General features: G+C 69.4%; 23 protein-coding genes. 13 read left to right on the top strand and 10 right to left on the bottom strand.

The genetic code is table 11. The features are described from left to right. The first annotated feature begins 86 nt into the window (after positions 1–86). The 3 genes from FHR72_RS03360 to FHR72_RS03350 all read left to right on the top strand — a co-directional run bounded on the left by FHR72_RS03360 (position 87) and on the right by FHR72_RS03350 (position 3086). The gene (locus FHR72_RS03360; protein WP_183466460.1) at positions 87–734 is read left to right on the top strand and encodes an MOSC domain-containing protein; all 648 of its coding nucleotides are present in this window, start codon (positions 87–89) and stop codon (positions 732–734) included. A gap of 153 nt (positions 735–887) precedes the next feature. Beyond that, entirely contained in the window at positions 888–2117 is a 1230-nt protein-coding gene (locus FHR72_RS03355) for a mechanosensitive ion channel family protein (RefSeq protein ID WP_183466459.1), read from the top strand. 39 nt (positions 2118–2156) lie between these two features. Next, entirely contained in the window at positions 2157–3086 is a 930-nt protein-coding gene (locus FHR72_RS03350; protein ID WP_183466458.1) for a phosphotransferase family protein, read from the top strand. 15 nt (positions 3087–3101) lie between these two features. On the opposite strand, the gene FHR72_RS03345 is transcribed toward FHR72_RS03350, so the two are convergent. Next, positions 3102–3536 carry a hypothetical protein gene (locus FHR72_RS03345; protein ID WP_183466457.1) on the bottom strand — a complete coding sequence of 145 codons (435 nt, stop codon included), beginning with the start codon at positions 3534–3536 and terminating at the stop codon, positions 3102–3104. Between the two features lie 163 nt (positions 3537–3699). Beyond that, a complete protein-coding gene (locus FHR72_RS03340; RefSeq protein ID WP_183466456.1) occupies positions 3700–4416 on the bottom strand; it encodes an NUDIX hydrolase in 717 nt (238 codons plus the stop codon). A 57-nt stretch (positions 4417–4473) separates the two neighbouring features. Here FHR72_RS03340 and FHR72_RS03335 point away from each other — a divergent pair, with 57 nt between their 5' ends. Beyond that, a complete protein-coding gene (locus tag FHR72_RS03335; RefSeq protein ID WP_183466455.1) occupies positions 4474–5184 on the top strand; it encodes a hemerythrin domain-containing protein in 711 nt (236 codons plus the stop codon). Between the two features lie 363 nt (positions 5185–5547). Here FHR72_RS03335 and FHR72_RS03330 read toward each other — a convergent pair whose 3' ends face one another. Continuing rightward, complete coding sequence (locus tag FHR72_RS03330) at positions 5548–6531, bottom strand: ferritin-like domain-containing protein (protein ID WP_183466454.1); 984 nt, start codon at positions 6529–6531, stop codon at positions 5548–5550. 249 nt (positions 6532–6780) lie between these two features. On the opposite strand from FHR72_RS03330, the gene FHR72_RS03325 reads away from it, so the two are divergent. Beyond that, entirely contained in the window at positions 6781–7791 is a 1011-nt protein-coding gene (locus FHR72_RS03325; RefSeq protein ID WP_183466453.1) for an iron-containing redox enzyme family protein, read from the top strand. On the opposite strand, the gene FHR72_RS03320 is transcribed toward FHR72_RS03325, so the two are convergent. Next, entirely contained in the window at positions 7768–8004 is a 237-nt protein-coding gene (locus tag FHR72_RS03320) for a CDGSH iron-sulfur domain-containing protein (RefSeq protein ID WP_183466452.1), read from the bottom strand. The genes FHR72_RS03325 and FHR72_RS03320 overlap by 24 nt on opposite strands. After that, positions 8001–8693 carry a HemK2/MTQ2 family protein methyltransferase gene (locus tag FHR72_RS03315; protein WP_183466451.1) on the bottom strand — a complete coding sequence of 231 codons (693 nt, stop codon included), beginning with the start codon at positions 8691–8693 and terminating at the stop codon, positions 8001–8003. The genes FHR72_RS03320 and FHR72_RS03315 overlap by 4 nt, the downstream gene beginning before the upstream one ends. 85 nt (positions 8694–8778) lie before the next feature. On the opposite strand from FHR72_RS03315, the gene FHR72_RS03310 reads away from it, so the two are divergent. Next, entirely contained in the window at positions 8779–9033 is a 255-nt protein-coding gene (locus FHR72_RS03310; protein ID WP_183466450.1) for a metallothionein, read from the top strand. 6 nt (positions 9034–9039) lie between these two features. On the opposite strand, the gene FHR72_RS03305 is transcribed toward FHR72_RS03310, so the two are convergent. The 3 genes from FHR72_RS03305 to FHR72_RS03295 form a co-directional block, all read right to left on the bottom strand. Further along, complete coding sequence (locus FHR72_RS03305) at positions 9040–9744, bottom strand: cutinase family protein (protein ID WP_183466449.1); 705 nt, start codon at positions 9742–9744, stop codon at positions 9040–9042. Positions 9745–9816: 72 nt separating this feature from the next. Continuing rightward, on the bottom strand, positions 9817–10188 hold the full coding sequence (locus tag FHR72_RS03300; protein WP_183466448.1) for a hypothetical protein: 372 nt from the start codon (positions 10186–10188) through the stop codon (positions 9817–9819). Between the two features lie 3 nt (positions 10189–10191). Further along, on the bottom strand, positions 10192–10470 hold the full coding sequence (locus FHR72_RS03295; protein WP_183466447.1) for a hypothetical protein: 279 nt from the start codon (positions 10468–10470) through the stop codon (positions 10192–10194). Positions 10471–10506: 36 nt separating this feature from the next. On the opposite strand from FHR72_RS03295, the gene ppk2 reads away from it, so the two are divergent. The 3 genes from ppk2 to FHR72_RS03280 are packed head-to-tail and all read left to right on the top strand — an operon-like array spanning position 10507 to position 13296. Further along, positions 10507–11385 (top strand): polyphosphate kinase 2, encoded by an 879-nt coding sequence (ppk2, locus tag FHR72_RS03290; RefSeq protein WP_183466446.1) that lies wholly within the window; start codon positions 10507–10509, stop codon positions 11383–11385. 51 nt (positions 11386–11436) lie between these two features. Beyond that, a complete protein-coding gene (locus FHR72_RS03285; RefSeq protein ID WP_183466445.1) occupies positions 11437–11994 on the top strand; it encodes a type 1 glutamine amidotransferase domain-containing protein in 558 nt (185 codons plus the stop codon). 51 nt (positions 11995–12045) lie between these two features. Next, the gene (locus FHR72_RS03280; protein WP_183466444.1) at positions 12046–13296 is read left to right on the top strand and encodes an MFS transporter; all 1251 of its coding nucleotides are present in this window, start codon (positions 12046–12048) and stop codon (positions 13294–13296) included. Between the two features lie 6 nt (positions 13297–13302). On the opposite strand, the gene FHR72_RS03275 is transcribed toward FHR72_RS03280, so the two are convergent. Both FHR72_RS03275 and FHR72_RS26415 read right to left on the bottom strand, forming a co-directional pair. Beyond that, positions 13303–14400 carry a glycoside hydrolase 5 family protein gene (locus tag FHR72_RS03275; protein WP_260155797.1) on the bottom strand — a complete coding sequence of 366 codons (1098 nt, stop codon included), beginning with the start codon at positions 14398–14400 and terminating at the stop codon, positions 13303–13305. A gap of 309 nt (positions 14401–14709) precedes the next feature. Continuing rightward, on the bottom strand, positions 14710–14844 hold the full coding sequence (locus tag FHR72_RS26415; RefSeq protein WP_260155733.1) for a hypothetical protein: 135 nt from the start codon (positions 14842–14844) through the stop codon (positions 14710–14712). 78 nt (positions 14845–14922) lie between these two features. Between FHR72_RS26415 and FHR72_RS03270 the strand changes: the two genes are divergently transcribed. The 4 genes from FHR72_RS03270 to FHR72_RS03255 all read left to right on the top strand — a co-directional run bounded on the left by FHR72_RS03270 (position 14923) and on the right by FHR72_RS03255 (position 19362). Beyond that, positions 14923–16035 carry an MBL fold metallo-hydrolase gene (locus tag FHR72_RS03270; RefSeq protein WP_183466442.1) on the top strand — a complete coding sequence of 371 codons (1113 nt, stop codon included), beginning with the start codon at positions 14923–14925 and terminating at the stop codon, positions 16033–16035. 260 nt (positions 16036–16295) lie between these two features. Beyond that, complete coding sequence (locus FHR72_RS03265; protein WP_183466441.1) at positions 16296–17882, top strand: PP2C family protein-serine/threonine phosphatase; 1587 nt, start codon at positions 16296–16298, stop codon at positions 17880–17882. 59 nt (positions 17883–17941) lie between these two features. Then, positions 17942–18988 (top strand): cobalamin B12-binding domain-containing protein, encoded by a 1047-nt coding sequence (locus FHR72_RS03260; protein WP_311736046.1) that lies wholly within the window; start codon positions 17942–17944, stop codon positions 18986–18988. After that, positions 18985–19362, top strand: coding sequence for an STAS domain-containing protein (locus FHR72_RS03255; protein WP_183466439.1), 378 nt, complete (start codon positions 18985–18987; stop codon positions 19360–19362). The genes FHR72_RS03260 and FHR72_RS03255 overlap by 4 nt, the downstream gene beginning before the upstream one ends. Positions 19363–19375 lie beyond the last annotated feature (13 nt).

Here is a 19375-nt window from a genome sequence, read left to right as displayed (position 1 = left end):
GTGGTCCCGCTGTCGCCTGGGATGGGCTTGGGGTGGGCCCTGGGGTGGGCGGAAGACGAACGCCGGCAATGCGGTTAGCTTCGGGTATGGCTTCGGTGTTGACGGTGAACAAAGCAGCAGAGCCCATCGACCTGGGTCGGCGGCGGTCGGGGATCGACAAACGACCCAGCTCCGAACCGCTGGAGGTGCGTGCGCCGGGCCCGCGCAAAGGCGGGCTGGGCAGCGGCATCGTCGGCGATTCCGTCTGTGACAGCAAGCATCACGGCGGCGACGACCAGGCCGTCTACGCCTACGCCCGCGAGGATCTCGACCACTGGGAGGGCCGGCTGGGACGTGACCTGACCAACGGCATGTTCGGCGAGAACATGACGACTGGTGGCGTCGACCTGACCAACCTGCTGATCGGGGAACGCTGGGCCGTGGGCGACGACGGCCTCGTCCTCGAGGTCACCAGCCCCAGAACGCCGTGCCAGACGTTCGTGAAGTGGCTCCAGATCCCCGGCTGGATCAAGACGTTCACCGCGGCCGGGCAGCCGGGCGCCTACTTCCGTGTGATCGAACCGGGCACGATCCGCGCCGGGGACGAGATCCAAGTCCTCAGCCGCCCCGACCACGAGGTGACGATCAGCATGGTGTTCCGGGCATTGATGGGCGAGTCGGCGTTGATGCCCACACTGGCCGCAGCCGAGGCGCTGCCCGCCAGGATCAAAACGCAGATCGCCCGCCGCAGCTAGACCCGCTGTGACGGTGTGAGCTCGATCCCAGATCGCCCAGGACGCGCCGCGGACGGTTTCAGCGCCGGGTTGCCGGGAACGCTTCGACGGAACGACGCCGTCGTCGTGTTCTCTCATGCCCACTGACAACCGCTCTTGGAGTCTTCTTCTGTCATGGACGACCCGATCGAATTCACCTCCGCAACACATTTCGCCCGGGACGCCGCGTGGATCGCCGGCTCCGTCGCCCTCGCCTACGCCGTGGGCCTCGCCCTGTCCTGGATCCTGCAGCGCCTGGGGCGACGCAGCACGCTGGTGCATCACATCGCCGATCTGACGCGGCGGCCACTGCGCGCGACGCTGGTGGTGATCGCGGCGTCGGCGGCCGTCCGGCGCATCGTGGACATCAGCTCGAGCTGGCGCAGCTGGGTCGACCACGCGCTGGTGATCGCGCTGATCGCCACCCTGACGTGGATGGTGGCCAGCCTGGTGCGCGTGGCCGAACGGCAGGTGATCTCTCGATTCGCCGGCGGTGACGAAGGCCTGACCGATGCGGACCGCCACCGCCGCAAGATCAAGACCCAGGTGCTCACGTTGCGCCGCATCGCCGTCGCCATCATCGTGATGCTCGGCATCGCCGCGGCGTTGATGACGTTCCCGTCGTTCAGCGACATCGGTAAGACGCTGTTCGCCTCGGCCGGCGTGTTGACGGTCGTCGCCGGCCTGGCCGCGCAGACCTCGCTCGGATCGGTGTTCGCCGGCATCCAGATCGCCTTCTCCGACGCCATCCGCGTGGGCGACGTCGTCGTCCTGGAAGAGGAGTGGGGACGCATCGAGGAGATCACTCTGACCTACGTGGTCGTGCACCTGTGGGACGAGCGTCGCCTCGTTCTGCCGTGCACCTACTTCACCTCCACGCCGTTCCAGAACTGGACCCGCAATGCGACCGAACTGCTCGGCACCGCCGAGATGGACGTCGACTTCACGGTCCCGTTCGATGCGATGCGCGCCGAGCTCGACCGTCTGCTGCGCGCAAACCCGTTGTGGGACGGCCGGGTCGGTGTTCTGCAGGTCACCGATGCGGTCGAGGGTTCGGTGCGGGTGCGGATGCTGGTCAGCGCGTCGAACGCGGGGCAGCTGTTCGATCTGCGGTGCGATGTCCGTGAAGGCATGGTGCAGTGGCTGCAGCGGACCAACCCCGATGCGCTGCCGCGTCAGCGCATCGAACACCAGACGGACACCGACCGGGCGCTGCCGAACGCACTCGCCCATCGAGGTCGGCCGCAGGCGGATTCGGGTCTGTTCAGTGGAAGCGCGAAGGCGGAGCGCCGCGGCAGGGCCTTCGACGGTGACGACGAGCAGCAGCACAACGGGGAGCTGGCGCGGGTCCACTACGACGGGTAGACGGCCTGCGGGCGGGCCTCTTTGGCACCATGGGTTCCGATGAAGACCCTCTCACCCGAGGACCTCGCCGAGCGCACCCGGCGGGCCGGTCAGGCCGCGATCGACGCGGCCCGCGATCTCGGCCTCGGCGTGGACCGAGCGCGGGTTCTGCACGACGTGTTCTCGGTCGTCGTCCACCTGGAGCCCGAGCCGGTCGTGGCCCGTATTCCCGTGGTGCTGACCGCCAGTACGGACCCCGAGCGACAGGAAGCCCGCCAACAGCGGGAGCTCGACGTCGCCGCGTGGCTGGACACCCAGGGTGTTCCCGTGGTTCCCCCGTCGCCGCGGGTGCCCCGCGCGCCGGTGCGGCGGGACGGTTTCTCGCTGACCTTCTGGGAGCTGGCCGAGCTCGCCGAGGACCATGAGCCCTATCGTGGCGTGGGATTCGACCACAGCGCACGGCTGCACGCCGCACTGGCCGGTTATCCGGGTGAGCTCCCGTTCCTGACTCCGTTCACCGAGGGCCTGCCCGACATGATGGCCGGCCTGGACAGCGCAGACATCCTCACTGCCGAGGAGGTGGATCGTGCCCGATCGGAATTCGAGGCCCTGCAGGCGATCCTGGGCGATCGCGACACATTTCTCGCGGCGTTCCCCGGGGTAACCGTGCAGCCGATTCAAGGTGATGCGCCGTCGCACAACGTGATCCGGACGACGGCCGGCATCCGGTTCTCCGACTTCGAGGACGCGTGCTGCGGTCCCGTCGAGTGGGACCTCGCGATGCTTGGCCCGCAGGCCGTCGCAGACTACGAGCAGGCAGCGCGCGAATTCGGGTTACGCCGAACCGATCCGGAGGTGCAGCGCGTCCTCGATCATGCCAGGCGCCTGCAGTTCGTCGCGTGCGTGACGTTGATTCCTGCGCTCCCGCTGCTCGCCGGCGGGCTGTCCGCCGCGTTGGACGAATGGCGCGCGGCGCCCGTGTTCGGCTGAGCCGGGGACGGACGTCTAGACGGGCAGTTGGTAGTCCATCGGCGGGCCGTCGGGCCCGACCATCTGCCGGTCGGCGATCGCGGTCGCGACCGGAACGCCGTCGCGGATGACACCCATGACCACGACGTTCTGCTGCAGCGCCGTCGGCTGGCCGATGTGGGTGGTGGAGGGCGTGATCCTGAAGGTGGTGCTGACTCCGGCGGCCGTGGTGGTGGTCAGTGATGTCGGCGACGCTGCGGTCACCTGCCCCACCCGCTGGATCTGCTGAGGGGCGGCGGCCGCCTGCGGCCCGACTGACGTCTGCCCGGCCGCTGTTTGCCCGGCTGGAACGCTCTGCACGGCCGGCGCCGCCTGCGCGACCGAGACCGACGATTGCTGGGCCACCGGGGCGGGCGGGGCTTCCAGGATGTTGGTCATCACGACCCACCCCGTCACTCCGGCCGCGCCCATCAGGGAGACCGTGGTCAGACGCTGAGCGCGGTGACGGCTCCGGCGATCGCTCCGGTGCTTTCCGCTGTGCTGGGTCGCTGTCATCTCACTTACATCCGCTGTCGGGGAGTTCGCTGTCGAGAGGTGGTCTACCCGGACCGGCGCCGCGGAAAACAGAGTGCCGTCATTTCCAGGCGAACACCGGCTGCTCCAGCTCGTCCACGGCGTCGGGGCGCCCCTCCAGGCCCAGCCACCTCAGCTGCAACAGGATCGCCCCCGTGGGCGCATGGATGAGGTCGTTCCCGAGGGGAATCTGCACGACCGGGCGCGGACTCTCCGGGATCGTCAGGAACCGTGGGGAGTCCTCACGGAGCAGTTGATGCAGCCCGACGCGATAGACGGCCACGACTTCGTCGGGTGCAGGCGTCGGGTCGAGCCGTCCGCCGCCCCACACCACCACCGGCGTGATGACGTATCCCGACCGTGTCGAATAGTCGTCAAGCATTCCGAGCACGGCGGACTCCGGCAGCCGGACCCCCACCTCTTCGTCCAGCTCTCTCAGGGCCGCCTCGACGACGGTCTCGCCCGGGTCGAGTCTCCCGCCGGGCAGTGCCCACTGCGCCGAATGGGTGGACAGTCGGGACGCCCTGCGACAGAGCAGAAATGCCGCGCCGCCCGAGACATCGACCATGCGCCCGTCGAGATCCTCGGGCATCGGCCGCCCGGCGATCCAGTCGTCGACCGGCGCGGGATCCACGCGGTCCTCCCCCACCTCGGAGTCGACCAGCACCACCGCGACCGCCGCGTGACGTCTTGAGGGGTCCGTCACCGAACGCCGCTCGTGCCCGCCCAGGTTGTGCCGGATCCGGTCCCGTAACGCGGCGTCGTAGCTGATGGTCACCGACCGACAGTAACCCGTAGGTGGATTCGACCCGCCGGTCGTGGGTATTGCGCGGGCATGGAATCGCTTGCCACACAGACGCTCGATCAACTCGGTGGGCCGGGCAGCGTTCTGGCCCGGCAGAAGCGCGACCACGTCGAACTGGACCGGCTGATCCACGCCGTCGACGACGCCCGCGGGTCCGCCCGCCTGCAGTTGCTCAACGATCTGTGCCGGCTGGTGTTCCCGCATGCGTTCGCCGAGGAGTCCGTCCTGTGGCCGGTCATCCGGCGTGTCCTGCCCGACGGGGAACAGCTCACGCTGACGATCGAACAGGAGCACCAGGAGATCAACGAGTTGTTCACCGCGCTGGAGCGCAGCGATCCCGACAGCCACGAGCATCACCGCCTGTGGAGCCGCATCTCCGCGTTGCTCAGCCAGGACGTCCGCGACGAAGAGGACGAACTGTTACCGAAGTTGCAGGCGGCGCTGCCGCGCACCCGCCTGATCGCGTTGGGCGCTGCATGGGAAGCGGTGCGGCGCACAGCGCCCACCCGCCCGCACCCTGTGGTGGCCCGGCGCCCACCGGGCAATGTCGTTGCCGCCCTGCCCCTCACCGCGATCGACCGGTCGCGCGACCATCTCGACCGGCATTCCCGGCGGACGTCCGGCCGGTCTGCCGCTGCGGCGCATCGCCTTTCGGCCCTGCTCGCGTCGGTGGCCGGCGCGGTCGAACACGTCCCGCCGCTGACCCGGGGTGAACGACCTCAGACGCACAGCGGCCAATAGCGACGGGGCCTGATGACGGGGGCTTACCGCACGCGTCCCTAGAGGGCCTTCCACCAGTTCACTCCCGGCGACACCGGGGTTCCCCAATACTCGTGCGCGGTCGGCGTTCTGGGCGTCGCCCACGTCCGCACGGCGGCGGTGACGCGTGTCCAAGCACGTGCCCACCCCGGCTGCGCATCGACCCTCGACACCGTCGAGAACCCGGAGAACCTCGACACCCTCGACCCCATGAGACCCCTCCCGACCGTCCGGACGGTCGCGCGCCGCCCGGAGCTTTCGGCACCTACCCGCATCCGCGGGGAGCGAAACGCGACCGAGCCGACACGGTGTCCCGTGTCGGCTCGGTGCTGGTGCGTCAGTGGATCAGTTGTTGATGCCGACCACTTCCTGCGCGATGGCGGCGATACGCGTCTGCGCGGCCGAGACGACGCGCTGACGGTTCTTGTGCGCCTCCTCGTAGCTGATGATCACGCGGATGTCGGACGGCTCGGTGAGTTCCTTCACCGCATTCGCCGCATCCGTGACGGTCAGATCGTCGTAGTTCGAGATCGGCAGCTCCTCGGAGTTGAGGACGCCGGTCGCGCCGCGAGCCGCATGGATGGCGTCGGCGGCGTCGTCGGCGCCCTGCTCGCGGGTGACCCGCTCCGCAGCTTCCAGGGCACCGTCGCGGGCACCCGAGAGGGCCCGGCCGGCGATGTCACCGGTGCGCTGGCCGCGCTCCACGAGATCGGCGAGGGCCGGTCGGACGGAGCGAATGGCCTCGGCCACCCGCTCGGCGCTGCGCGTCGACCAGGTGAAGGGCAGGTTCGCCAGCTTCACGGCCAGCCCGGCAGCGGCCTGGGTCGGGGTCCTGCGCAGAGCCGCGGGTCCGCCGAGCGCATCCTCGGCCAGGACCGTGGTCAGCCACTCGACCGTGGCGGTGTGCGCGGTGATCAGGCGGGTGGCCAGCGCTTCGACGTCCTGATGCTTTGCGGCGACGGCGAGAGCCTTGACGTAGCGCGAGCGGTCCAGCAGCTGGCCTTCGAGGGCGAGATCGCCCAGCAGGGCCTCGTCGAACGGCTCCGCCTGCTCGGTGAGGGCCTTCACCGCAGCCGCGGCGCGGCCCAGGAACGGGCCGATGACGTCGGGAAATCCACCGAGGTCGCGGATGGCGCGCTCGATCGCCTCGGCGCGGTCGCGGGCATTCTCGGCGTTCTGGGTCAGCTCGCGCCGCACCGCGTCGGTGCGGGCCTGGGACACGCGGGTCTCGGCGACCTGGATCTCGGTGTGCGTCAGATCCAGTACCGTGCGCAACTGCGCGATCAGCGTGGCGGTGGTCGATTCGGTCGAAACAGCCGTGGTGGCCATAGGTCTTGTTCACCCCTTGTCTTGTTGGATTGAGCCGTCGTCCGGCTCGTAGGTCGGTCGTCAGCGTTGTGCTGCGCTCGATAGGTCGGTTACCCGAAGACGGCCGCAGGCATGACTCTGATGACCGGTTTGTGAGAAAGGCAGCAACGAGGTGTAGGGGTGGGGGGCTCGTGGGTACACCGCGGCGACCCAGGACCGGTACGGCCGTCTCGGTTTGACGCCGGTGGAGGCGGGTACGTAGCGCCCGTGATGCCGACGCTAGTCCAACCGACCCTGCCCGATCCGCGGGGTCCGATCTCGATGTCCGTGGTGGAGTTGCTGGCGGAGCGCGCTCCGCTGCGCTATCTGGCCAAGGTCGAGACCTCGCTCGCCGACGCGGATCCCGCCGGAATCGATCTGCAGCTCGCCCTCTACATCTGTTACGAGCTGCACTACCGCGGATTCGCCGGCGTCGACAACGCCTGGGAGTGGAACGCCGGCCTTCTCTATCTGCGTGGCCGGCTGGAAGAGATCTTCCTGGAGGACATCCGGCGCGGGGTCGGCGACATCGAGCCCGACGCCAGTGCCCTCGCCGAACTCGACGCTCTGTGCGTGGAACCGGTCAACGGCACGGGCCTGTCCTACTACATGCGCGACAAGGGCAGCTGGGAGCAGATGCGGGAGCTCTTCGCGCACCGGTCGCTGTACCACCTCAAGGAGGGCGACCCCCACGCGTGGGCCATCCCGCGGCTGACCGGTCAGGCGAAGGCGTCGTTCGTCGCCGTGGAGTTCGACGAGTTCGGGGCCGGCAAGGGCGCCCGACTGCACCAGCAGCTGTTCGCCGACCTGATGGCCGCCGCCGATCTCGACACCAGGTACCTGGGCTACCTCAACGACGTCCCCGCACCGACGCTGGCGGTGGTCAACGTGATGTCGCTGTTCGGTCTGCACCGCAGCCTGCGCGGTTCGGCGGTCGGACATTTCGCAGCCACCGAGGTCACCTCGCCTCCCGGATCACGCCGGATGGTGCAGGCCCTGGAGCGTCTGGGCGCGCCCGCCGACTGCAGTGCGTTCTACGCCGAGCACATCGAGGCGGACGCGGTGCACGAGCAGGTGGTGCGCACCGATGTGGTCGGGGATCTCGTGCAGCGCGAGCCGGAACTGGACCGCGACATCGTCTTCGGCATCCGGGCCTTCGACCTGGTCGAGGAGCGCCTGGCCGATCACATCATGGCGTGCTGGAGCGACGACCGCAGCTCACTGCGCCGAAGCCTGGACTGACTTTCCCGACGACGAACCGTCGCCGCGTTCGCGGCGACGGTGGCTGGTGTCGCACAGAGGGTAGGTCTTCGAGCGGCGGCATGCGCAGATCGCCACCATGAAGCGGTCCGATTCGACCACCCCGCCGTCCGGAAGCTCAATGCACACAGGACCTTCCACCATGACCGGGCCGCCTGGGACGACCCGGACCACGCGGGATTCCTTATCGCTCACGGGGCATCGGCACGGACCACGACGATGCGCTCCTGCTGGCTGTTGCGGCCGAGCAGCCCGACCCGCCTCAGCCAGGGGGCACGCTGGGTCATGACCGGTCCGAACGGGATCAGCTGCTGCGCAGCCACTTCGGCCTGCATGCCCTGGTCGCGGAAAGCGCTGACGGTGCGCTGAACGTTGGAGCACTCCGAATGGACGACCAGCATGGTGCCACCCTCCTCGAGGAGCAGAGGAGCTGCGGCGCACAGCGGGTCGAGGATGAGTCGACCGTCCGGTCCGGCGTCCCACGCTCGCGACGGGCCGGCCTCCGACGGGATGGCGTCGCGGTCGTCGACCGGGAGTTGCGGCACGTAGGGGGGATTGGCGAGCACGACGTCGAACGGACCGAACTCGACTGCGCGAGCCCACGACCCACGGTGCACATCCACCTCTACCCCGGCGGCCAGCGCTTCCGAGCGCGTCCGCTGTACCGCCTTGGGGCAGATGTCGAACGCGGTGACCTTCGCCGCACCCGCCGCGGCGGCCGCGACCGCGACCACTCCGCTGCCGGTACACAGGTCGGCCACCCGCGCACCCGGGGCGAGCCCGGCTGCCAGCATGGCATCGATCAGCAACTGCGAATCTTCTTGCGGGGGATACACCTCGACGGCGGCGTCGGTGGCGTCGAATTCGGTATATGCGCTCGTCACGGATCTCTGATGCCCGATTCCGGACTCCCCAAACGTTTGTCGTCGTCAACGTTTGTCGTCGTGAACGCCGGGAAGACTGCCCTCCATGACTATCTGCGACACATGCGGCAACGACTACGACAAAGCATTCACCGTCACCTTCCACGACGGCCGGGCCGCGACGTTCGACAGTGTGGAGTGCGCAGCCGTCCAGTTGGCTCCGGACTGCGGGCACTGCGGATGCCGGATACTCGGGCACGGCATCGAGACCGACGAGGGCATGTTCTGCTGCGCACACTGTGCGCGCAAGGACACCAACGCCGATGTCAATGACCGCTACCCGGTACCCCCCGGCGCCTGACGGGAGCTACAGCCGCCCCACCGCGTACGACGCGCCCTCGTTGGTCTTCCCGTTGACGCCGTACAGCGAGTGGGGCAGGTTGGGCCCGCCGTCCGGGGCGCCGTTGCAGATGCTGTCGCCGGGCTCGCACAGCTGAAGCGTCTTGTCGGCGTAGAGCGGTCCGATGGTGATGGCCGGGGCGCCGTACCTCTGCAGGAACGGACCCGACGGGGTGCCGAACAGCACCACGGCAGCCACGTGCTCGGCGACCTCCGGCGGCAGCGGCGCGGGCGCGACGGCTGCGGGCACCGAGCTCGGGACCGTGGCCGACGTGGTGAAGCCGGAGACGACCGCGCCCTGGGAGAAGCCTCCGAGGATCATGCGCGTGTTCGGGCAGACATCGGACATGCTCTGCAGGTGGTTGCCGGCGTCGCGGATGCCGTCGATGACGGTCTGCGCGAACAGCGGGCCGTCGGCGAAGTTGTTGCCGGCGGGGTAGTTCACCGCGTAGACGCCCACCGACCGGGGCGCGGCCTGCGCCCGCACGGCGTCGACGAACGACTGTCCGACTCCCCCGACACCGGCGGGTTCGCTGGTCCCTCGCGCGAAGACGACCTCGACGTCCGGGCACGGCTGTTGGGCGGCCGCCGTCGGAGCACCGACACCGATCACCGATGTGAACGCACCGAGCATTGCTGCACCGGCGGCACCGGCAATTCGACTGAGTTTCATGTGGTCATCCCTTTCCTGCGAGCCCGCGGCTGCGCCAAGGGTCAGTACCACCGACTCAGGGGGCTAAAACACTTAGCTGGAGGGCTCGGCGGTAATGCCGGCCGTGGTGTCGAGATGCTGCAACAGATCGTGAGCCGCGAGTTCGACCGCCTTGTGTCGCCACTGCGCGGCCCGGTACACGCACGCGATGAGGCCCGAGCGGTGCACCCGCCGGAAATCTCCGCAGACGAACGCGTACCGCGCCTTGGTCTCGTCGGCGGCGCCCTGGGTCAGGCCCAGGTACCACCGGCTGTAGGCGTCCCAGTCGTGCGATTCGAGGTAGGCGTTCTGGGCTCCGGCGTCCGGCTGCACCTCGCCCCAGTCGCTGTCGAGGACGTACTGCCGGGAGTCGATCAGGCCGCGGACGTAGGTCACCGCGGCGGCGTTGACCTCATACCTCGCCATGGCCTACCTCTTCAGGTCGTTGTGCGGCGTCGGGCTCTGGCCGGACTCCCACTTCGATTCCAGCGTCCGTTCCACGACCGTGTCACCGGGTAGTTCGACGTCGCACGTCTCCCCGTCGTCGCCCTCCAGCGTGACGATCACGGTCGGGCCGGACGTGCCTTCGGTGTCGTTCTTGTGCACGACCTTGTATTCGCCGGGCTCATCGGCGCCGGGCACCGTCAGGGAGATGACGTCCCCGGGGGCGACGTCGTCGAGGCGGGCGGTATCGGACTGAGCTGTCATGGGTTCGACGTTAGAGGACGCGGGAAGCCCCCAGGTATGCCTGAGTTCAGTTTGGACGACCTGTTCGCCGAAGGGCACGGGTACTCGATCGACGACCGGGACGAGGACGAACCCGTCCTGCTCGACCGCGACGGCGCGCCGGTCGAGACGTGGCGCGAGGGCTATCCGTACCCGGAGAAGATGCCGCGCAGCGAGTACGAGCGTGAGAAGCGGCGGCTGCAGATCGAACTACTCAAGCTGCAGAAGTGGAGCAACCGCACGGGCACCCGTCATCTCATCCTGTTCGAGGGCCGCGACGCCGCGGGCAAGGGCGGCACCATCCTGCGCTTCGTCGAGCACCTCAACCCCAGGAGCGCGCGCGTGGTCGCGCTCGACAAGCCCACCGACCGTGAGAGGACCCAGTGGTACTTCCAGCGCTATGTGCGGCACTTCCCGGCGGCCGGGGAGATCGTGCTGTTCGACCGGTCCTGGTACAACCGCGCCGGGGTGGAACGCGTAATGGGCTTCTGCACACCCGAGCAGTACTCCGAATTCGTCAGGCACACACCGATTTTCGAGCAGATGCTGATCGAGTCGGGCATCAACCTGGTCAAGCTGTGGTGCTCGGTCTCCCCGTCCGAACAGCGCACCCGGTTCGCCATCCGGCTGGTCGACCCGGTGCGCGAGTGGAAATTCTCGCCGATGGATCTGGAGTCCTCGGATCGCTGGCGCGACTACACCGAGGCGAAGGAGGCCATGTTCGCCGCGACCGACACCGACCTGGCGCCGTGGATCGTGGTCAAGAGCAACGACAAGAAGCGCGCCCGGATCAACGCGATGCGGTATGTGCTCCACCGCTTCGACTACGACGACAAGGACCACGACGTGGTCGGCGCCCCGGATCCCCAGATCGTTGGCCGGGCGCTGACGGACTGATTTCGGACCCCGGGAACGGGGTACGCGCCCGGCAACGAGAGGAGTCAGCACATGCCGAACGAACTTCAGGGACGCAGGATCGCCTTCCTCGCCGCCGACGGCGTCGAGAAGGTCGAATTGGAACAGCCGCGCGCGGCGGTCCAGGACGCCGGCGGCCAGGTCGACCTGCTGTCGGTCAAGGACGGCGAGATCGATGCCCGCAACCACGATCTGGAGCCGGCCGGGTCGTTCCCGGTGGACCGGGTCGTCGGTGACGCCCGCGTCGAGGAGTACGACGGGCTTGTGCTCCCCGGGGGAACGGTCAACGGGGACAAGTTGCGTCTCGACGAGGGCGCGGTCGCGTTCGTCCGCGAGTTCGTGCAGTCGGGCAAGCCCGTGGCCGCGATCTGCCACGGCCCGTGGGCGCTCGTCGAAGCCGACGTCGTCCGGGACCGCACCCTCACGTCGTATCCGAGCCTGCGCACCGACCTGCGCAACGCCGGCGCGACCGTCGTCGATCAGCAGGTCTGCATCGACGGCAACCTGATCACCAGCCGCTCGCCGAAGGACCTCGACGCGTTCTGCCAGGCCATCACCGACCAGTTCGCGACCACGCCAGCACACACCTGACGGGCCCCGCTCGATTTTCCGGCAAATACATCGCTGTGCTATGCATATTTGATGACTGCGGAGGCCGCCACCGTCGGGTTGCCGTCGCGCTCTGCGTTCGGCCTGATGTTCGACCGCGTCTTCGGTGCCCTGTTCTGGGGCAAGATGTTCGCCGTCGTGGCCGTGTGGACGCACGGCATCGTCGCGGCGATCGTGATGTACGACGCCACCCGCTCGGCCCTGATGGTGGGTCTGGTCGGTGTGGTCCAGTTCGCGCCGCAGCTGATCCTCGCCCCGACCAGCGGCAAATGGGCCGACACCGGTAACCCGGCCAGACAGATCCTGCTGGGCAGGGTCTTCTGCGTGATCGGTTCGGGATCGATCGCGGTGTGGATGTTCGCCTCCCCGACGCTGCACGGCATGGCCGTCGCCATCCCGATCCTGATCGGCACGACCCTCGTCGGCTTCGGGTTCGTGATCGGGGGCCCGGCGATGCAGTCGATCGTGCCGCTGCTGATCCGCGACGGCGAACTGGCCACGGCGATGGCGCTCAACAGCATCCCGATGACCGTCGGCCGCATCCTGGGGCCCGCCGCCGGCGCCTATCTGGCGGCGCACCTGGGCCCGGCGACCGCGTTCACCGTCAGCGCGGTGCTGCACCTGGTCTTCGCGCTCTTCCTGGTGGCCGTCACGTTCCCGGCACCGCCCACGCGCCGCCCGGGCACCGACTACCGCGTGCGGGTCGCCGTCCGGTACGTCCTGGCGGACCGGCCGTTGCTGCTCGCCCTGGTCGCGGTGACGACCGTCGGCATCGTGTCCGACCCGTCCATCACGCTGGCACCCTCGATGGCCGACGCCCTGGGCGGCGGCGCGAGCATGGTCGGCACGCTGTCGGCGGTGTTCGGCGTCGGTGCCGCGGTGGGCATGGGCGCGCTGGCACTGCTGCGCGGACGTATCGCCTCGGCGTACGTGTCGTCGATCGGCATGGCGGTGCTGACCGTGGGCAGCATCGTCCTCGCGGTCGGTATGCAGCCGTGGATCGCCTTCACCGGTTTCGTACTGGCCGGCTTCGGCTTCGGGTGCGCCATGACCGGGCTGTCCACCGTCGTGCAGGAACGCGCTCCGGAAGAGCTGCGCGGACGCATCATGGCGCTGTGGCTCGTCGGCTTCCTGGGCTCCCGGCCGATCGCGGCGGCGCTGCTCGGCGGTACCGCCGACCTGGTCAACGTGTACACGGCGTTCGGGCTGGCGGCCGCACTGAGCCTGGTCGTCACCCTGATCTGCCGCCCGGTCCGGCTGGCCGACGCCCCCCGGGCCGTCTGACCCGGATCAGCTCGGGCGGTGGCGCCCGGTGAGTTCGCGGATGGTGGCGATCTCCACGGCGCGGTACGGACTCCCGTCGGTGTTCAGCAGGTCGTGGAACCACAGCCGTGGCTCCAGTACCGGCCGGTCCCAGGAGTCCCATGGCAGGAACGTCTGGGTCTTGCCCGCCACGAACCCCCAGGTGTACGCGCCGATGGTGCGGGCCTTGGTGATCGGCAGGATCGACTCGACCGTGCTGTCCAGCGTCCGCGCCATGTACTCGGTGCACAGCATCGGTCTACCCAGCGGGGTGAGCTCCTGCAGCCGCCGGTCGAAACCCCGGGCATCGGCGTAACTGTGGAACGTGATCACGTCCGACAGATCCAGCTGGATCCGGTTGATCTCGCTGCGGCGCGCCGCATCTCCCCATTCACCCTCCCAGACACCGCTGGTCAGGGGCTGGATGGGATCGACGGAGCGGGCCCACTGGAACACCTGGGGCAACAGTTCGACGACGCGTTCCACCTTGTCGGGCCGCTCCACCTGCTTGTACGCGTCCGCCGGGTTGTCGGGCTCGTTCCACAGATCCCAGCCGAGCACCCGCCGGTCGTGGCGGAACTGGCTCAGCACACCGATCACGTAGTCGCGCATCACCCGCCGGTAGCCGGGGTCGCCGAGGTGTTCGGCGCCCGGGCTCTGCACCCACCCCGAGTTGTGCACGCCCGGCACCGGGTCGCGCTGCTTACCGAGGCGGGGATGCGGATCCCAGCACGAGTCGAACAGCACGAACAGCGGCTTGATGCCGTGGTGGGCGGCGATGTCGACGAACCGTGCGAGCCGCCGCTGGAAGCCCACCCGGTCCTGCACCCAGAGCAGGTCGTGCAGAAAGACCCGAACGGTGTTGAGCCCGATCAGTTTTGCCATCCGCAGCTCGGTGTCGATCCGGCGGGGATCGAAGGTTCCCGGCTGGAACATCTCCAGCTGGTTGATGGCGTTGGCCGGGATGAAGTTCGCCCCCACCAGCCATCCCTGAGCGCGGTGCCAGCGATGCGCGCGATCCGGTGACCAGCGCGACAGTTCGGCGGAGGCGCGGGGGACGCAGGTCAGCGTGGCGCCGGCCGCCATCAACACCGGGATTGTGAGCGCAGTACGACGATCGACGAGAGGGGCGGGTGCCAAGAAACGAGTCCTTCGGTCGAGATCGGTCGGCTCGCCCACCCGGCCGCACCGCGAACCCCGGAGAAACCCGCACGGGGAGCGGCGACGTCGTCGTCGGCACTGCCGGGCAAGTCGACGGTCGCCAGTGTATCGACGGCGCCCCGACGTCCGTTACACCCGCAGTTCAGGACCTCTCTGACCCGATCATCAACGCACAGAAGCCATTTCGCGGGCGCTGTCAAGCCCCGTGGCGAAGTGGCCGGCGCAGCCGGGCGCCTACTCGGTGCCGCTCTCGGCGTCGGGAATGCCCTCCGGCGGCGGGGTCGCGTAGGCGGGATTGGCGCTCGGAACGTCGTCGGAGGATCCGGTGTCGTCGGAACCGGGCTGCGTCTCGCGGTTGTCGGTGACCATGCCACCCTCCTTACCCGCTCCGCGGCGTCTCACGCGAAGTTCCCTGGTGCGGGCCCACCGGCCGATACTGTGAGCGCCATGGGGGGCGGCTGCGGGTGTGGGGACGGGCACGACCTCTCGACGTTCTCGCGCAGGGCGGCCCTGACCGGTTCGGCCCTTCTCGGCGCCGGTCTCCTCGGCGCGGCGACAGCCACCAGCTCGGCACAACCTGCACAGGCCCCCGCCGCGGCGCTGCCGCACACGGCATTGATCACCCTGGGCGTGCAGGCCGGACCGCCGCCGGTCGCGCACCGGGTCGGCATCTCGTCGGCGCTGAAGATCGGCAGCGACGTGTACGTGATCGACTGCGGCCTCGGCTCGCTCAACGCGTTCGCCGACGCAGGCCTGCGCTTCGGCGACCTGCGGAAGATGTTCATCACCCACCTGCACGCCGACCACATCGTCGACTACTACAGCTTCTTCCTGTCGGGCGGCGCCTCGATGCGTCCCGGCGCCACCGCCGTCGAGGTGTTCGGCCCGGGACCGGCCGGCGGGTTGCCGCCCAGCGAGGTGGGCAACCCGAACCCGCCCGTGGTCGACCCCGGTAATCCGACGCCCGGTCTGGCCGCCACCACCGACGCGTTGATGCAGGCGTTCGCCTACACCAGCAACATCTTCATCCGGGACAACGGCACCAACGACATCCGCAACCTCATCCGGGTGAACGAGATCGCCGTGCCGCCCGGCTCGGACTTCCGCAACCGGGCCCCGGCCATGGCGCCCTTCCCTGTGGTGTCCGACGACAACGTGGACGTGACCGCGATCCTGGTGCCGCACTACGACGTCTACCCGTCGTTCGCGTTCCGCTTCGACCTGAAGGCCTCCGGGGTGTCGGTGACGTTCTCCGGCGACACCGTCAAGTCCGAGAACCTCATCGCGCTGGCCCGCGGCACGGATGTGCTGGTGCACGAGGCGATGTTCAGCCTGGACACCGCGTTCTACGGCAACCGGTTCCCGCCGAACTACCTGCCGAACTCGCACACCTCCGCCGTGCAGGTCGGCGAGATCGCCGCGGTCGTTGCGCCGGGCCATCTCATCGTCAGTCATTACGACCCGCCGGACCTGCCGGATTCCCAGTGGTTCGACGCCATCCGGAAGAACTTCGGCGGCAGGACGACCATCGCCCGCGACGGTCAGGTGTTCCCGCTCTAGGACGGCACGGCGCGGTGACCTCCCGTACTTGCGCGCGGGCCGGGCCAGCCGAGATCCGCGACCATCCGGGGCGCCTGGGGCGGTGACGGCGGAGTCGGGAATGTCACTCTCGGCGACGTGCCCCCGTCGTCGACGCCGGTGGCGCCGCGATTGACGGTGTCGCAAATCTGACCTTGATCCCAGCGCTGTCGACATCGTTTAGCTCGGCGAATAGAGTCGGTAGACGGCCGGACGCTGTCCGGTCCTGTGAGGAGGCAACGATGGGTGACATCACACCCCTCGACGTCGACTCGGGCATAGACGCTGCATGGGGCTCAGTTCCTCACCCGGTGCTGGTGGTCGATCGCGACGGAATGGTCCGTACGTTGAGCACCTCGGCCCGGTCGGTGCTGCCGGACGTCCGTCCTGGCAGCGCACTGGAGGAATTCGTCCCCTCCTGGCTCTCGGGCGCCCGCCACCGCGAGGCGACCCCGACGCCACTCCCTGACGGGGAGGTCGCCTGGTGGCTGACCGACGGTTCCGACCGGACGGTCCGCGACACCCAACAGGCCCTGAACCTGGAGCGGGAGCGCGCAGCGTTCCTCGACGAGGCGTCGGCGATGCTGATGGCATCGCTGAACATCGACCGGTGCATGGAGGCAACCGTGCAGCTGGCGGCGCGGCATCTCGCCGACGCCGCGGTGCTGGTCGCCCCGATGACCGCGGGAAGCATCCCGGTGGTGTGCAGCGGTCCCGACGGGTCCGCCGAACACCGCACCGTCGACGCCGAGCCGGTCGAGGTGGCCGGGCTCAGCGAGGCGTTGCGCGGTTTCCCACCCGTCCCGTCGCGCTGGATCGACCCCGCGTCGGTCCCGGACTGGCTCGTCCCTGTCGGGTTCACCGGTCAGGTCGGATCGGTCGTCATCACCCCGCTGCCCGGGCACGGCGTGCCCGCCGGTGCGCTGGTGCTGCTGCGCCGCAATTCGCAGACCGCGTTCAGCGAGGGTGAGGAGATCTTCGCCCGCCTGTTCGCCGCCCGCGCCGGCGCGGCTCTGTCCGCCGCCCGGCTCTACGCCGAACAGTCCGCGATCACCCGCACGCTGATGCGCGACCTGCTCCCACCGCAGCTGCACCGACTCGACGGCATCGAGCTCGCGGGCGGCTACCGCGCGTCGGAGGACCACGAGGCCATCGGCGGCGACTTCTACGACGTCCATCCGCCGGTCAAACCCGGCGACGAGACCCTCGTCGTGCTCGGCGACGTCTGCGGCAAGGGCCTCGAAGCCGCCGTTCTGACCGGCAAGATCCGCAACACGCTGCAGGCGCTGGCGCCGCTGGCCGACGACCACCTGCGCGTGCTGAAGCTGCTCAACAGCGCGCTGCTCTCGGTCGACGACACCCGGTTCGCCACGCTCGTGCTCGTGTCGGTGACCCGGCGCGACGGGCAGGTGGAACTTCGCCTGACCAGCGCCGGCCACCTCGCACCGCTGATCGTGCGCAACGACGGGCGGGTCGAGGAGGTCGACACCCGCGGCACGCTCATCGGTGTGATGCCCCAGATCAGGGCCCGCACCGTGCAGACCGTGCTGGCGCCCGGCGAGACCTGCCTGCTGTTCACCGACGGCGTCACCGAGGCACGCGGCGGGCCGCTGGGCACCGACCTGTTCGGCGAGCAGCGCCTGGCCGCGGCCCTCGCCGAATGCGCCGGCCTGCCGGCCGAAGCGGTGGTCGAACGCATCATGATGCTGACCACCCAGTGGGTGAACGAGCAGGCGCACGACGACATCGCGGTGGTCGCGATCACCGCGCCGCGCCGCACCCACCTCAGCGCCGTCGACGGGCACACCGCCGGGAGGTACACCGCGTGAGCACACAGGACACCGGTGCCCGCGCGACGAGAACCGTCGAGGACACCGGCTACCAGGTCGTGCGGGACCGGCTCTGGGGAGCCGTCCTCGACGGGGACGAATACGCGGCGGCGACGATCGTCTTCGCCGCGGTGGACGACGGTATGGCCCCCGAGGACGTCCTGCTCGATGTCATCGCCCCGGTCCAGCACCGGGTCGGCACCGAATGGGCCGCCAACCGGATCACGGTCGCCCAGGAGCACGCCGCCACGGCCATCAACGACCGGGTGATCGCGGCGCTCGCCCATCATCCGCAGAGCCGCCGCACGCCGCAGGCCGGCCGGGTCACGGTGGCCTGCGTCGACGGTGAGTGGCATGCGCTGCCCGCGCGGCTGCTGGCCGAGACGCTGCGGTTGCGCGGCTGGGACGTCGACTTCCTGGGTGCGCAGGTCCCCACCCCGCACCTGATCGCCCACCTGCACCAGCACGGTCCCGACGCCGTGGCGCTGTCGTGCATGATCCCCACCCGGTTGCCGACCGCGCACGCGGCGATCACCGCCTGCCAGGCGGCCGGTGTGGCGGTGCTGGCCGGTGGCGCGGCGTTCGGCCGCGACGGCCGGTTCGCCCGGCAGTTCGGCGCCGACGCCTGGGCCCCCGATGCCCGTGCGGCCGCGGATCTGCTGAGCCGCGGGCTGCGCCCGATCCAGATCGCCGCCACCCATCAGCCGATCGACGATCTGCCGCATCTGGCCGATCAGGAGTACACGATGGTGCGGGGCAACAGCGTCCAGCTGGTGAAGGCGACGGTCGACGAGCTCGACCAGCGGTACCCGGCGATGCGCGACTACAGCGAGGCGCAGCGACAGCGCACGATCGAGGACATCGCCCACATCGTCGACTTCCTCGCGACCGCGCTCTACACCGACGACGACGAGTTGTTCGCCCAGTTCATGGGCTGGACGGCCGACGTCCTGGTGGCGCGCGGAGTCCCCGCCGCCTCGCTGATCCCGGCACTGGACTCGCTGGCCGGGCAGCTGCCCGAGTATCCGCGCACCCAGCGTCTGATCGAGGCGGCCCGCGCCGCCCTCTCCCAGCCCGTGACCGCCGACCCCCCACTTCCCGCATGAAACTCACACTCTCGGTCCATTCCTCGGCCCACGCCGCCCGCGTCCGCGTCGTCGGCGACCTCGACTACGGAACGGCGGGCCTGCTCGTCGACACCGTCTCGGAGTTGCTGCGCGACAAGGGAACACTGCGGGACCTGCATCTGGACTTCACCGAGCTCGCGTTCTGCGACTCCGCAGGCCTGTCGAGCCTGGTGCGCATCCACCAGCGTGCCTCGGCCGCGGGCATGCATCTGCACCTGGACCACCGCACACCCCAGCTCGACCGCGTCCTGAACATCACGGGCCTGCTGGAGTTCCTCACCACCCGCCCGTCCGCGCAGGAGTCCGCCGAGTCCGGCGCTTCCGCCGAGTCCGGCGAGTCCGACATCGGCTGACCCCGGCCCCGGC

This window comes from Mycolicibacterium iranicum (genome assembly GCF_014190915.1).
Lineage (GTDB): Bacteria > Actinomycetota > Actinomycetes > Mycobacteriales > Mycobacteriaceae > Mycobacterium > Mycobacterium iranicum_B.
This window is presented reverse-complemented; position numbering and strand designations above follow the sequence as displayed.

Bases quoted from the DNA above. Each gene is read 5' to 3' on its own strand.
- FHR72_RS03360 (WP_183466460.1), top strand. From the start codon at position 87: ATGGCTTCGGTGTTGACGGTGAACAAAGCAGCAGAGCCCATCGACCTG.
- FHR72_RS03355 (WP_183466459.1), top strand. From the start codon at position 888: ATGGACGACCCGATCGAATTCACCTCCGCAACACATTTCGCCCGGGAC.
- FHR72_RS03350 (WP_183466458.1), top strand. From the start codon at position 2,157: ATGAAGACCCTCTCACCCGAGGACCTCGCCGAGCGCACCCGGCGGGCC.
- FHR72_RS03345 (WP_183466457.1), bottom strand. From the start codon at position 3,536: ATGGGCGCGGCCGGAGTGACGGGGTGGGTCGTGATGACCAACATCCTG.
- FHR72_RS03335 (WP_183466455.1), top strand. From the start codon at position 4,474: ATGGAATCGCTTGCCACACAGACGCTCGATCAACTCGGTGGGCCGGGC.
- FHR72_RS03330 (WP_183466454.1), bottom strand. From the start codon at position 6,531: ATGGCCACCACGGCTGTTTCGACCGAATCGACCACCGCCACGCTGATC.
- FHR72_RS03325 (WP_183466453.1), top strand. From the start codon at position 6,781: ATGCCGACGCTAGTCCAACCGACCCTGCCCGATCCGCGGGGTCCGATC.
- FHR72_RS03310 (WP_183466450.1), top strand. From the start codon at position 8,779: ATGACTATCTGCGACACATGCGGCAACGACTACGACAAAGCATTCACC.
- FHR72_RS03305 (WP_183466449.1), bottom strand. From the start codon at position 9,744: ATGAAACTCAGTCGAATTGCCGGTGCCGCCGGTGCAGCAATGCTCGGT.
- FHR72_RS03300 (WP_183466448.1), bottom strand. From the start codon at position 10,188: ATGGCGAGGTATGAGGTCAACGCCGCCGCGGTGACCTACGTCCGCGGC.
- FHR72_RS03295 (WP_183466447.1), bottom strand. From the start codon at position 10,470: ATGACAGCTCAGTCCGATACCGCCCGCCTCGACGACGTCGCCCCCGGG.
- ppk2 (WP_183466446.1), top strand. From the start codon at position 10,507: ATGCCTGAGTTCAGTTTGGACGACCTGTTCGCCGAAGGGCACGGGTAC.
- FHR72_RS03285 (WP_183466445.1), top strand. From the start codon at position 11,437: ATGCCGAACGAACTTCAGGGACGCAGGATCGCCTTCCTCGCCGCCGAC.
- FHR72_RS03280 (WP_183466444.1), top strand. From the start codon at position 12,046: ATGACTGCGGAGGCCGCCACCGTCGGGTTGCCGTCGCGCTCTGCGTTC.
- FHR72_RS03275 (WP_260155797.1), bottom strand. From the start codon at position 14,400: ATGGCGGCCGGCGCCACGCTGACCTGCGTCCCCCGCGCCTCCGCCGAA.
- FHR72_RS26415 (WP_260155733.1), bottom strand. From the start codon at position 14,844: ATGGTCACCGACAACCGCGAGACGCAGCCCGGTTCCGACGACACCGGA.
- FHR72_RS03270 (WP_183466442.1), top strand. From the start codon at position 14,923: ATGGGGGGCGGCTGCGGGTGTGGGGACGGGCACGACCTCTCGACGTTC.
- FHR72_RS03265 (WP_183466441.1), top strand. From the start codon at position 16,296: ATGGGTGACATCACACCCCTCGACGTCGACTCGGGCATAGACGCTGCA.
- FHR72_RS03255 (WP_183466439.1), top strand. From the start codon at position 18,985: ATGAAACTCACACTCTCGGTCCATTCCTCGGCCCACGCCGCCCGCGTC.